Raw genomic sequence first — 12,941 nt, 5'->3', positions numbered from 1 at the left:
CGTCACTGGCCCGTGCCGAAGTCCTGGGTCCACACGATGCCGCCGGGGCTGTCCTCCACACCCACGCCCAGTTCCTTGAACGAGCAGTTCAGGATGTTCGCGCGGTGGCCGGGGCTGTTCATCCAGGAGTCCATCACGGCGGCGGGTGTGCGCTGGCCCTTGGCTATGTTCTCTCCGTAGGTGCTCCACCGGTAGCCGGCGTCGGTGATCCGGTCGCCCGGACCGGAACCGTCCTGCGAGGTGTGCGAGAAGTAGTCCCGCGCGGCCATGTCCTCGGAGTGCCGCTGCGCGGCGGTCGTCAGCTGCGCGTTGCCGGTGACCGGGCCACAGCCCTCCCTGGCCCGTTCGGTGTTGACCAGGGCCAGGACCTGCTCCGCCTCCGATGCGGGGCCGGGCGAGGAGCGGTCCGGGGCCGGCGGCCGGTTCGCCGGGGCGGACGCCGTCGCCGAGGGGCGCCTGCTCGCGGGGGCGGACTTCCTCGGTGACGCCTTGGGCTTCGCCTTCGTGGCGCTCGGGCTCGCGCTCGCGCGGGCGGACGGCGAGGCGGAGGGGGAGGACGCCGCCGTGGCGGACGCCTTGCCCGTCGCCGAGGTCGCGGCCGGGGCGGAGGACTCGGGCGCGGCGGCCACGGACACCTCCTCGTCCCCGTCGTCGCCCGTCGACAGATGCACGGCCGCGCCCCCGGCGCCCAGCACGCCCACCGCCAGGACCGACGCGACCACGGCGTTGCGCCGCCGGCGCCGGGCCTGCGTCCGGCGCAGCGCGGCCCGGCCCGGCCGGGCGGACGCGGCCAGGGGCGTGGCGGCGCCGGTCTCCGTGAGGCGTGGCGACCGGCCGGCGGCGGCCACGCCCGCGAGGGGCACCAGCGCCAGGCCCACCAGCAGCCCCTCGGCCGGCACCAGACCCGTACCGAACCCCGAGCAGACGGTGCAGCCGCGGGCGTGCCGGGCGATGCGCTTGCGCCACAGCGGCGACGGCGCCCCGTCCCACCCGGCCAGCATGTCGTCGAGCAGCACGCACCGGGGCCGTGCGGCGAGCGCGCCCACCACCACCCGCGCGGTGTCCAGCTGGGCCTTCATCCGCTGCACCCGGACCGCCGTGTGCTCGGGGGAGAGGTTCAGCGCGGCGGCCACCTCGGCCCGGCTCAGCTCGCCGGCCGCCTCCAGCCACCACAGCGACAGCAGCGCCCGGTCGTCCTCGTCCACCCAGCGGGTCGCCTCGGCGACCTGGCGGCGCTGCCCGGACAGGCCGAGCCGGAGAATGGTCACGTCCACGAAGTCGGCGCCCGGATCGACCCTGTCCTGCCCGCCGGCCAGGGGCTCCACGGGTACCGCGGCGGACTGCCGGTCCCGCCAGTGCCCGCGTATCTCGTTCATCGCGATGGCCACCAGCCAGGAGCGGAAGCTCGCCGGATCGCGCAGGCCGGGCAGCGCCCGCAGCATCCGCAGGACCGTCTCCTGCACCACGTCGTCGACGTCCGCGTGGCCGTTGAGCGCACGCCCGACGACGTTGTAGAGCAGCGGCAGACAGGACGCGACGAGCTGGTCCCTGGCGCCGGGGTCCCCGGCCCGCGCCGCTTCGATCAACGCCCGTTCGCGGTCCTGGCCCATGCCGTGCTCACTCTTCCGGAGTCCTGTTCTGGCTTCACGCACACCTGGGAGATGCGGCCCGGCCGGTGACCATAACAAAAACCCGTCGCTCATTTGTGCGTGATGAGGCTCGGTGTGCGAAGGCTCGGTGTGCGGAAAGAAGTCCGGCCCCGCCACGGGGTGGCGGGGCCGGACGGGGTCACCGGATCATCCGGTCACCGCTCAGGGCGCGGTGCCCCAGGTGAGCGCACCGCCCACGTACGCGCCGATCTTCGACGAGTCCGCGTAGCTGGTGGCCGTCGAGCGGCTGTAGTCGTCCGCCTCGTTGAAGTTGGACCAGTCGCTCTTGTTGAGACGCAGCTGCATCTCGCCGGTGGAGGCGCCGGCCGCGAGGGTGCCGCTGCCGAAGGAGACCTCCAGGTAGTGGCTGGCACCGGCCGCCGAACCGTTCTGCTTCACCGCCAGGCTCAGCTTCCCGCAGCCCAGGACCGCCCAGTCGCAGGAGGTGCCGAAGGTGGCGGAGCCGGACTCCGGGGTGAACCAGTAGCGCAGCTTGACCGTGGACAGGTCCACCGCCGTGCTGCCGGTGTTGACCAGCTGGAGGCCCATCCGGATCTGGTTGTCGGTCGCGGAGGAGTCGTTGTTCTTGTACTGGACCTTCAGGGCGCCCGTCCCGGTGCCGCCACCCTCGGAGGTGGTGACGGACAGGGCCGAGGAGGCCGCCGAGACGTTACCGGCCGCGTCCCGCGCCTTGACCGTGTAGCTGTAGGCGGTCGAGGCCGACAGACCCGTGTCGGTGTACGAGGTCGTGGTGGCCGTGCCCACCTTGGTGCTGCCCCGGTACACGTCGTAGCCGGTCACCGCGGTGTCGTCGCTGGACGCGGTCCAGGACAGCGAGACGCTGGAGCTGGTCTTCGCCGTGGACGTCAGACCGGTCGGCGCGGTCGGCGCCTGGGTGTCGTCGTCACCGCCGTTGTTGCCGCCGTCGTCACCGCCGTCGATGGGCGGGTAGGCGTTGCGCAGCAGCTCCTGGAACTGCGCGGAGAACCAGTGACCGGCGACCGGGGCGTTGGGCAGCGCGCCGGACATGCTGTTGCCGTTGCGCCCGTTGCCCTCGTAGGTCGGGTCGCACATCCGGTCCCAGCCCTTGCCCTCGTCGTTCTCCTCGGGCTCGCTGTTGCCGTCCGACTCCCCCGGGGGCTTCGCCCACACGTAGGCGTCGATCCCGGGCTCGGGGGCGGCGGTCGGCCGCTCACCGATGCCGGCACCGCTCTGGTTGCACCAGTTGCCGGCGTGGATGCGCCGGTCCACACGGCCGCCGTCCACGTAGGCGTCCACGCTGGTCAGCGGGCCCGCGGAGGTGGGCCGGTCGGCGCCGCCCCAGCCGTTGCGGGCGGTGTCGATCAGCATGCCGATGTTGGAGTTGAAGCCCTGCCCGACCAGCTGGGTGCGCAGCGCCTGGGCGAACGTCAGCTCGTCGGTGTAGTAGTTCCAGTCGATCCACTTCGACTGGCGCACCGTGGTGCCGTTCACCGAGTCGGTGATCTTGAAGTTCGGCTCCTTGAGAGCCGAGTAGTTGGCCGTGTTCACAATGAAGCCGGCGACGTCGTCGACGGTGGCGCCCTCGGAGGTCGCGGCCTTCTTGAACTCCAGGCCGGCCGGGGCCATGTTGCTGTCCCAGCCCAGCCAGCCGTGGTGGGCGGCGTCGATGTAGTTGTAGACGTTGGGAATGGCACCCAGGGTGTGCAGGGCGTAGCCGACACCCTTCTCGTAGTTGCCATTCGCCTTCATCGTCGCGCAGTCCTCGGTCGAACCGGCCGTGCCGCCCGCGTTGGTCACGATGTTGGGCAGCGAGTCGGGCTCGATGATGGCGACAATGCGCAAGCTGGAGTAGGCCGGGTCCGCGAGGATCTCGGAGATCGGGTCGATGTATTCGTCCTTGTAACGGTCGAGCTCGGTGGGGCCGAGCTCGCCGTGGGAGGCCAGGGCGGCGCAGTCGCGGCCCGGCAGGTCGTAGATGACGACCTGGAACAGGTCGGCGCCCTGGGCGAGAGCCGTGTCCAGGTGGTCGCGGAGCCCCCTCTTCCCGTCGGTGCCGGTGATGGCGGCGATACGGTCCATCCAGACGAAGGACGGCGTGTCGGCGATGGCGTCACCGCCCGGCTCGGCCGCCGCGAGGGCGGACCAGTCCGGGTTCACGTACGGGGTGGCACCCACATACGGGTTGTCCACCCGCGCCACGGCCGCGTCGGCGGTGGCGGGGAGGGCCACCGCCAGGGCGGCGCCCATGGCCATCGCGGAGACTGCGGCGAGCCTCCGGCGTAGCCCTTGCTTGATGGTGCCTCTGGTACTCATTGCGGCTCCGTGCTCCTCTCGTACGCCCGCGGAGGATTCCCGCGGACGGTTTCAGGGGGTGCTGCCCGATGGCGGGCTCTGCGGGGTCGGTGTCGGGCCCGCCATCGGGAGTGGTGGGGTGACCGGCCGGGGGACCGGTCAGAGGGTGGGTACGGTTACGGCTCGACGCCCCAGGCCAGCGAGCCGGCGACATACGCCCCGACCTTCGTGGAGTCGGCGTACGAGGTGTTGGTCGAGCGGCTGTAGTCGTCGGCCTCGTTGAAGTTGGACCAGTCGCTCTTGTTGAGGCGCAGCTGGATCTCACCGGTGGAGGCGCCGGCGGCCAGCGTGCCCGCGCCGCCGGTGAACCCGACCTCCAGGCAGCGGTCGGCACCCGTCTTCGAACCGGAGACGGCGACCACCGTGTGCGAGATGTTGGACGAGCCGAGCGCGGCGTAGTCGCAGTAGGTGCCGAAGGTGCTCGGTCCGCCGTCGGCGGTGAACCAGTACCGGACCTTCACCGTGGACAGGTCGACCGGCGCGCTGCCGGTGTTCACGACCTGGAGGCCCATCCGGATCTGGTTGTCGGTCGCGGAGGAGTCGTTGTTCTTGTACTGCACCTTCACCGCGCCGGTGCCGGTCGAGCCGCCGGACTTGGTGGTGGCGAGGACCGCGTCCGACAGCGCCGAGGTGTTGCCGCCCGCGTCCCGCGCCGCCACCGCGTAGGTGTACTCGGTGGCGGCGGCGAGCCCGGAGTCGGTGAACGTGCGCCCGGTGGCGTTGCCCGCGAGCACGCCGTTGCGGTACACGTCGTAGCCGGTCACGCCGACGTTGTCGGTGGACGCCGACCAGGAGAGCGACACGCTGTCCTTGGTCGTCGCGGTCACCGTGAGGCCGCCCGGCGCGGTCGGCGGCTCGGTGTCGCCGCCCGGCTCACCGCCGCCGCCCTCCACCAGCAGCTCCGCGTAGATCGCGAAGGCCAGCGCGAGCGCCGCCTGCGCCCAGAAGCGGTGGTACGTGAAGACGGGCGCGTCCCCGCCGTCCAGGTACGCCTGCACCTTCGGCCAGTCCGGGTCGTCCTTGTACCAGCTGCGGATGGAGATGAAGGTCGAACCGGGCCGGATCGGGTCGCCGTTGGGCATGGTGCCCGACCAGCCGGACGGGATGTACACCTCGTCGTCGAACCGGTTGTAGTCCAGCCGGGTCTCCGGCACCGAGATGCCCTTGTCCGTGGTGTTCAGCGCCATCGCGTCGAGCAGCGCCTTCGCCAGCGCCGCCGCGTCCTCGTCACCCGACTTGGCGGCGTAGTAGGTGAGCGTCTTGACGTACGCGGCGCCCACGCCGACGTCGTTGGCGTAGTCCACCACCGATACGTGCAGACCGGCGTTGTCACCGGGCGAGGAGGCGTTCCAGGTGTCCGGCTGACCCGTCCAGTTCAGCGTGGACGGGAAGCGGAAGCTGCCGTCGGCGCCGATGGTCGTCTCACTGGACGCCCAGGCGACCCACTTGGACAGGACGGCCTCGGCGGCCGCGTTGCCGGTCACGTAGTAGTACGCGGCGACGCGCTCCATGCCCCAGGCCTGGAAGCCGAACCAGTTGTTGCTCGCCGGGTCGTGGTAGACCGGCTGCCAGTCGTACGCCATCCCGTAGAAGGTGGGCGTGCCGGCCGGGGGCGCGCTGTAGCTGCCCTCCCAGCTGTTGGTGCAGCCGCCCGCGAGCGCGCCCTCGCTGGACTGGAGCCAGGTCAGGAACTCCAGCTGCCGGGTCAGGCTCTTGGACCAGTCCGACCGGGCCGTCGCCGACTTGGGGGTGAGCGAGGGCACGTTGGACAGCGCCCACGCGGCGAGCGGGTTCTGGTAGCCCTGGTGCGAGGCGCTGTCACCGATGCGCCAGGCCCAGCCGCCGCCGCTGCCCGCGGCGGACCCGCCCCAGGCGTAGTACCAGGACAGCAGGTAGTGCTGGGAGTCGCGGCCGGAGGCGGCCGGGCACGAGTTCGGGTCGGTGCAGTCGCCGATCCGCTTGAAGTACTTGTCGAACATGGCGTAGCGCAGGTAGTCGCCCATCTTGGCGGCCTTCGCCACCGAGGCCGCGACCTGGCTCTCCTTGCCCTGCTCCGAGGCCCAGCGGTACGCCCAGTAGGCAGCCTGCACCGCGCGGGCGTCGGCGTCCGGCGCGTTGGTGTACTTCCACTGCTTGGCGTAGCTGGAGTCCCCGACGAACAGGTCGAGATACCCGTTGGGACCGCCGTACTTGAAGAGGTCGGTGGTCGGCTGCGGCACGGTCTCCCACACCGACTCCTGCGCGCCGCGCTGGTAGGTGTTGATGAAGGAGGCGCCGGCGCCCGGCCCGGACTGGCCACCGGTGCCCGGCTTGTTGCCGTAGCCGTAGATGTTGTCCAGGTCCATCAGCCAGTGCATGCCGTAGACGTCCATCGTTCCGTAGGACGAGGCGAGTTCGGCCGAGAGCGGGTCGCTGCCCACCGGGACGTTGCCGTTCATGGCGGAGGGGTAGCCGCTCGGCAGCGGGTGTTCGGCCGCGAAGGTCGCCGGCGCCGAGGGGTTGTACGAGTCGCTGGTCGACTGGTCGGCGTGCTGCGGGATGATGGTCTTCTCCGCCACCGCCCAGGCCGCGTTGAACGGCGCCCAGTCACCCGTCACCCGGCCGTACGCCGCCTCCAGCCACATCCAGAAGCTGACGGCCTCCGACGTGGTCTGGTGGCCGTGGTCCGGCGCCTCGACCATCAGCGTCTCGACCGAGTGGTACGGGAGGCCGTCGGGGCTGAAGTAGCCGTTGGCGGCGTCCTTGATCTTGCCGTACTGGGTGAGGAAGGCCTGGGTGTACGGGTCGTCGCCCGCGGCGGCGGCCGACCGCGAGCCGGTGGCGGTGCCGGCCTGTGCCGAGGCGGGCCCGGCGACCGCGGTGCCCTGCGCCAGACCGAGGGCCAGCATGCTGCCGCCGAGGGCGCTGCTGAACGTTCTACGTGATATCGACACAAATCCTCCAGTGGCGGGTGTCGTCGATGGGGGAGGGGAGGAGGGGAGGGGCAAGCGGTGGGGACGGTGATGCGGCGCGGAGGGATGGAGCGGGGGAGCGGGGGCCGGTGGGGGAAGGGTGAGCGGGGCCCCCGGGGGGTCAGGGCTCGATGCCCCAGACCAGGTCGCCGTCCACGTACACGGTGATCTTCGAGGCGTCCGCGTACGAGGTGCCGGTGCCGTGGCTGTAGTCGTCCGACTCGTCGAAGTTCGACCAGTCCGTCTTGCTCAGGCGCAGCTGCATCTCACCGGTCGAGGCACCCGCGGCGAGGCTGCCGCTCGCGAAGCCGACCTCCAGGTAGTGGTCCGCGCCGGCCTTCGGGTTGCTCGCGGCGACCACGCGGTGGGTGATCGTGGAGCAGTTGATCGGCGACCAGTCACACCAACTGCCGTACGTGGAGGCGCCGTTGTCGCCGGAGAACCAGTAGCGGACGGTGACGGCCGGCAGGCCGACCGGGGCGGTGCCGGTGTTCACGAGTTGGAGACCGGGCTTGATCTGGTTGTCGCCCGCAGCGTTGTCGTTGGCGCGGTACTGGACCTTCAGCGTGCCGGGCGTGGAGCCGTCGTCGCCGCCCCCGTCCTCGTCGCCCAGGGCGGTGCGCACGGCGGCGTAGGCGGGCTTCGGCGCCAGGTCGTCGTCGTACAGGTTGGCCGCGCCCTCGCCGGGGAAGGTGCTCGGCACCCAGGAGTACTTGTCGGTGTAGTCCCAGACGGTGATCCCGACGCAGCGCCGCACGGCCAGACAGGCGTCGACCACCTGCGCGTAGTAGGAGGACTGGGTGGCGAGCTTGGTGGCGTCGGCCGGGAGCTGCATGCGTACATCGAGCTCGGTGACGGCCACGTCGAGCCCGAGGTCGGCGAACCGCTGCATGTTCGCCTGCATCTGGTACGGGAAGCCGTACTGGATCGCCAGGTGGGCCTGCATCCCGACCCCGTCGAGCGGCACACCCTCGTCGAGCAGCTCGCTCACGAGGTCGTACATGGCGTCGCTCTTCGCGCCCTTGCCCTCGATGTTGTAGTCGTTGATGTAGAGCTCGGCGTCCGGGTCGGCGGCGTGCGCCGCGCGCAGGGCCTTGGCGATGAAGTCCTTGCCCATCGCGTTGTAGAACGGGCTGGTGCGGAAGGTCCCGTCCTCGTTGAACGGCTCGTTCACCACGTCCCAGGCCGAGACCTTGCCGCGGTAGTGGGTGGCCTCCGCGGTGATGTGGTCGGTCATGGCCGTCTCCACCTGCGCGGACGGCAGGGCGCCCACCCAGCCGGGCAGCTGGCTGTGCCAGACCAGGGTGTGCCCGCGCACGGTCTGGCCGTGCTGCGCGGCGAAGTCGGTGACGACGTCGCCCTTGGTGAAGTCGAACTGCCCCCGGACGGGCTCGACGGTGTCCCACTTCATGGAGTTGCCCGGCGTGATCTGCCCGAACTCGGAGCCGAGCTTCGCCGCGTAGGCGGCGTCGGGGAGTTCCGGGTTGTCGGTCGCTGAGCCGAAGTACCTGCCCTGGGCGGTGGCGAGGTCGTGGAGGGTGTCCTCCGGCGCGGCGGACGCGGGGCCGCCCGCCAGGCCGGTGACGGCAAGGGCGAGGGTGCCGGCCAGGAGGACGGGGAGCGCCCCGGTGCGGCGGGGTCTGCAACGCTTCACCAAGCTCATGACAAGTGCCTTCCTCTGCCGTGCGGCGGGGCACTCACGGGGTGCGCGGCTGCGCCCCGTAACACCCTTGCTGTTGAACGGCGTTGGGGGAGAAGGGAGGGGATGGAGTGTGCAAGTCTTGATTGTGGGAGCGCTCCCAAGGTGGCGTGGCGACAGGCACCTGTCAAGGGTTGAAGCGCAACTGGCTTACGGGGGTGTGAACGCGGCCATACGTCGAACGGACTTGTGGCGCAGCGTTGTTGACGACCCGGTAACGAGCGGCCGGGGTGGTGCGGAGCGACCGTGCCGACGGGGTGTGCGGCCTTCGCCCGAAGCGTTCGCGATTGCATGCGCGGGGCCGCCGGAGCGGCCGGGTGGGTGCGTACGTGTGATCACGAAGCGTGAGGGGTGTGCGCCCTCCGGCTGCCGCTCGGGTGGTGGCGAAGCGGCAGGGTGTGACCTGTGCGGGGCTGCGGGTGGTCCGTGTGCCGGTGGCTACGGGGAGTGGCGGGTGTGGTGTGTGAGGCGGTGGCCGTACGGCCCCGGACGGAGCGTTCGCATGTGCCGTCGCCGTACGCGATCGTGTACGCGTCAAGTGCGCGCGCCTCGGTGCGGGAGGCCCCGCGCGGGCCCCGTACCGCCTCCCGGAACCCGCTCCGGAGCACGGCCGACCGTCCGCCGAGGGGCCCGGCGACCCGGTCGCCGTATACGCCGGTTCACTTCGGCGCGACGTCGCGGCACCCGTGCGCACGGGGAGCGCGGGCGGCTGAATGGGAGCGCTCCAGCCGCCAGCCGTCAGAAGTTGCCGGCGCGCGGCGGCGTAGAGTCCTCGCCCATGACCAAGACATGGCGACAGGACCGGATCGGCAGCGCGCTCCGGGGCGAGAACCCGACGGTGCTGCGGCGGCTGGCCGCCGGGTTCGCCGTGATCGGCGACGTCCAGTTCCTGCCGGGGTACGCGGTACTCCTGGCGGACGACCCCGCCGCGCAGCGCCTCTCCGACCTCCCCAGGGGCAGACGGTCGGCCTTCCTGGCGGACATGGACAGGCTGGGGGAGGCCGTCGAGCGTGCCTGCGGGCGGCTCGACCCCGCCTTCCGGCGTGTCAACCTGGAAATCCTCGGCAACACCGACCCGTTATGTCTCGCGTGTCGCCGCCATGCCGATCGTGATCAGGCCCAGGAGCACCCAGCCGAACCAGAGCCAGCCGTTGCTCCCCAGCGCCACCGTGTAGGCGGTCACCGCCACCAGGGCACCGGCGGTGAGCATCCCCATCGTCTTCGTCGATCCGGACATGCGCGCACCCTCCTCGTCGGCCGCGCGGCCGTGGATGCCATCGTCACCCGGAAGAGGGGTCCGCCGCTACTGTCCGCGCGCCTGCAAGGACGCGAGATACGCGTTGTACGCCTGCAGCTCCTGGTCCCCGTCGCGCTCCGCCGCCCGGTCCGAGCGCTTCGCCGTCCGCTGCTCGGAGCGGTACCACTGGAACACCAGGGCCACCAGCACCAGCACCGAGGGGATCTCGCTGAACGCCCAGGCGATGCCGCCCGCCGCGCTCTGGTCGGACAGCGCGTCGATGCCGAGCGACGCCGGAGGATTCTTGTACACCTCGACCATCGGCGAGGACGCCATCATGAGGGCGATCCCGAAGAAGGCGTGGAACGGCATACCGGCGAACAGCTCCAGCATCCGCATCACATAGCCGGGCCGGTGCGGGCCCGGATCGATGCCCATGATCGGCCAGAAGAAGAACAGGCCGACCGCCAGGAAGTGGACCATCATCGCCAGGTGCCCGACCGTCGAACCCATCAGGAAGTCGAACAGCGGGGTGAAGTACAGGCCGTAGAGGCTGGCGATGAACAGCGGGATCGTGAACGCCGGATGCGTGACGACCTTCATGTACCGGCTGTGCAGCAGCATCAGCAGCAGCTCGCGCGGCCCCTTCCTGCCGCGCGGCGCGACCGGCAGGGCGCGCAGCGCCAGCGTCACGGGCGCGCCCAGCAGCAGCAGGATCGGCGACAGCATGCTGATCACCATGTGCTGCACCATGTGCACGCTGAACATGACCATGCCGTAGTCGTTCAGCCGGGTGCACATCACCAGCGCGATGGTCAGCACCCCGATCATGAACAGGACCGTGCGGCCCACCGGCCACGCGTCACCGCGTCTGCGCAGCCGCAGCACCGCGTACCCGTACAGGAGCACGGCCAGGACGCAGCCGGTCAGGAAGAACGGGTCCGCGGAGAACTGGAGGCCGCGGCCCAGCGTGAACGGCGGCAGATCCATGTTCATGCCGTGCCCGCTGTGATCCATCTGTTCACTCCCGATGGGAACGCCGGGACGTCCCTGTTTCGTGCCGGTTGTCCCGACCAGAGTAGAACCGCCCCCGGCCGCGGTTGCGGCCGGGGGCGCTCTCGAAACGGGGTGTCGCGCTCAGAGCACGCAGTCCACCTCGGCGTACCGGTCGGCGGGCACGGTCTTCAGCGTCTCCACCGCGTGCGCCAGCGGCACCAGGGTGATCTCCGTACCGCGCAGCGCCGTCATCATGCCGAAGTCGCCCCGGTGCGCCGCCTCCACCGCGTGCCAGCCGAACCGGGTCGCCAGGACCCTGTCGTACGCGGTCGGCGTGCCGCCGCGCTGGACGTGCCCGAGGATCACCGGGCGGGCCTCCTTGCCCAGGCGCTCCTCCAGCTCGACGGAGAGCCGGGTCGCCACGCCCGTGAACCGCTCGTGGCCGTAGACGTCCTTGGCGCCCGACTCGAACTCCATGGAGCCCTCGCGCGGCTTCGCGCCCTCGGCGACCACGACTATGGCGAACTTCTTGCCGGCCGAGAACCGGCGGCCCACCACCTCGGTCAGCTCGTCGATGTCGAAGGGGCGCTCCGGGACGACGATGGCGTGCGCGCCGGCCGCCATGCCCGAGTGCAGGGCGATCCAGCCGGTGTGCCGGCCCATCACCTCGACGATCATGACCCGCTGGTGCGACTCGGCGGTGGTCTTCAGCCGGTCCAGCGCCTCGGTGGCGACGCCGACGGCCGTGTCGAAGCCGAAGGTGACGTCGGTGGAGGCTATGTCGTTGTCGATGGTCTTCGGCACGCCGACGATCGGCAGCCCCGCCTCGGAAAGCAGGTTCGCCGCCTTGAGGGTGCCCTCGCCGCCGATCGGGATGATCGCGTCGAGCCCCAGGTCGCGGACATGGCCGCGGGCCGTCTCGACGCCGCCGCGCAGATGCGCCGGCTGGACCCGCGAGGAGCCGAGGATCGTGCCGCCGCGGGCGAGGATGCCGCCCACCGCGTCCAGGTCGAGCTTGCGGTAGTCGCACTCCAGGAGGCCCCGCCACCCGTCGTTGAAGCCGATGACCTCGTCGCCGTGGTCGACCACAGCACGGTGGACGACGGACCGGATGACGGCGTTGAGGCCGGGGCAGTCGCCGCCGGAGGTGAGCACACCAATTCGCATTGCCCGGAGAACCTTTGCAACGTGGGCCGACGACCGGACCACGTCGTCCGGTGGGAGATCCCCGCCACCCTACCGGCGCAGGGTGGGGGGACCGAACCGGGCGTCCGCCTGCTGGACGCCGCTCAACTGAGCCGTTGCCAACTCATCGGAACGCGGGTGAAACCGCAGGTCAGGCGGGCTGCGTCGCTGCCGCGACGCGCTCCGCGCGCAGCGCCTCGTACCACCGGTCGTCGGTCGGCGGCAGGGCGTTGACGTCGAGGGCCAGCTTGAGTAGCAGGTCCGCGATCATGGGGTTGCGCGCCATCACGGGCCCGTGCATGTAGGTGCCGAACACGGTGTCGTTGTACGCGCCCTCGGTGCCGTCGCCGGTGCCGTTGCCCCGGCCGAACCGCACCCGCGCGAACGGGCGTGCGGTCTGCCCGAGGTGCGTGACGCCCTGGTGGTTCTCGAACCCGGTGAGCGGCGGCAGCCCGAGCTGCGGGTCGATGTCCGCGAGGACGTCGCCCACGCACCGCGCGCCCTCGCCGCGCGTCGAGACCACGTCCAGCAGCCCCAGGCCCTGCTCGCGCTCGCCGAGGTCGTTGATGAACTCGTGGCCGAGGATCTGGTAGCCCGCGCAGACCGAGAAGATGATCGCGCCGTTGGACGCGGCCCGGCTGAGCCCGCCGTCGCGGCGCAGCCGCTCCGCCGCGAGCCGCTGCGGCCGGTCCTCGCCGCCGCCGATCAGATAGATGTCGCCCGACGTGGGCACCGGCTGGTCGCTGCGCACGTCGACCCGCGACACGTCCAGGCCGCGCTGGCGGGCCCGGCGCTCCACCACCAGGGCGTTGCCCTGGTCGCCGTAGGTGCTCAGCAGGTCCGGGTAGACCCACACCAGCCGAAGGCTGTTGTTGCTCATGCTTCGTCCT

8 protein-coding genes and 1 pseudogene are annotated in these 12,941 nt (G+C 71.2%); 1 reads left to right on the top strand and 8 read right to left on the bottom strand.

The features are described from left to right. Positions 1–2 precede the first annotated feature (2 nt). The 4 genes from OG710_RS02535 to OG710_RS02520 all read right to left on the bottom strand — a co-directional run bounded on the left by OG710_RS02535 (position 3) and on the right by OG710_RS02520 (position 8,597). Positions 3–1,610, bottom strand: a complete 1,608-nt coding sequence (locus OG710_RS02535) for a sigma-70 family RNA polymerase sigma factor (RefSeq protein WP_330237888.1) — start codon at positions 1,608–1,610, stop codon at positions 3–5. Between the two features lie 201 nt (positions 1,611–1,811). Beyond that, positions 1,812–3,944 carry a glycoside hydrolase family 6 protein gene (locus OG710_RS02530; RefSeq protein ID WP_330237887.1) on the bottom strand — a complete coding sequence of 711 codons (2,133 nt, stop codon included), beginning with the start codon at positions 3,942–3,944 and terminating at the stop codon, positions 1,812–1,814. Positions 3,945–4,099: 155 nt separating this feature from the next. Next, entirely contained in the window at positions 4,100–6,871 is a 2,772-nt protein-coding gene (locus tag OG710_RS02525; protein ID WP_330242140.1) for a glycoside hydrolase family 48 protein, read from the bottom strand. A 184-nt stretch (positions 6,872–7,055) separates the two neighbouring features. Next, a complete protein-coding gene (locus tag OG710_RS02520) occupies positions 7,056–8,597 on the bottom strand; it encodes an endo-1,4-beta-xylanase (protein ID WP_330237886.1) in 1,542 nt (513 codons plus the stop codon). Between the two features lie 814 nt (positions 8,598–9,411). Between OG710_RS02520 and OG710_RS02515 the strand changes: the two are divergent. After that, positions 9,412–9,711 (top strand): annotated as a pseudogene (locus tag OG710_RS02515) (diadenosine tetraphosphate hydrolase); the annotation flags it as partial. Here OG710_RS02515 and OG710_RS02510 read toward each other — a convergent pair. The 4 genes from OG710_RS02510 to OG710_RS02495 form a co-directional block, all read right to left on the bottom strand. Continuing rightward, complete coding sequence (locus tag OG710_RS02510) at positions 9,712–9,870, bottom strand: hypothetical protein (protein ID WP_018522815.1); 159 nt, start codon at positions 9,868–9,870, stop codon at positions 9,712–9,714. A gap of 66 nt (positions 9,871–9,936) precedes the next feature. Then, entirely contained in the window at positions 9,937–10,887 is a 951-nt protein-coding gene (locus tag OG710_RS02505; protein ID WP_330237885.1) for a cytochrome c oxidase assembly protein, read from the bottom strand. Positions 10,888–11,007: 120 nt separating this feature from the next. Continuing rightward, positions 11,008–12,033, bottom strand: a complete 1,026-nt coding sequence (locus OG710_RS02500; protein ID WP_111334437.1) for a 6-phosphofructokinase — start codon at positions 12,031–12,033, stop codon at positions 11,008–11,010. Between the two features lie 169 nt (positions 12,034–12,202). Further along, on the bottom strand, positions 12,203–12,931 hold the full coding sequence (locus OG710_RS02495) for a type 1 glutamine amidotransferase (protein ID WP_111334439.1): 729 nt from the start codon (positions 12,929–12,931) through the stop codon (positions 12,203–12,205). Positions 12,932–12,941 lie beyond the last annotated feature (10 nt).

The sequence above is a fragment of the Streptomyces sp. NBC_00525 genome (assembly GCF_036346595.1).
Classification (GTDB): domain Bacteria; phylum Actinomycetota; class Actinomycetes; order Streptomycetales; family Streptomycetaceae; genus Streptomyces.
The sequence above is the reverse complement of the archived record's forward strand: the minus strand, read 5'-3'. Positions and strand labels throughout refer to the sequence as shown.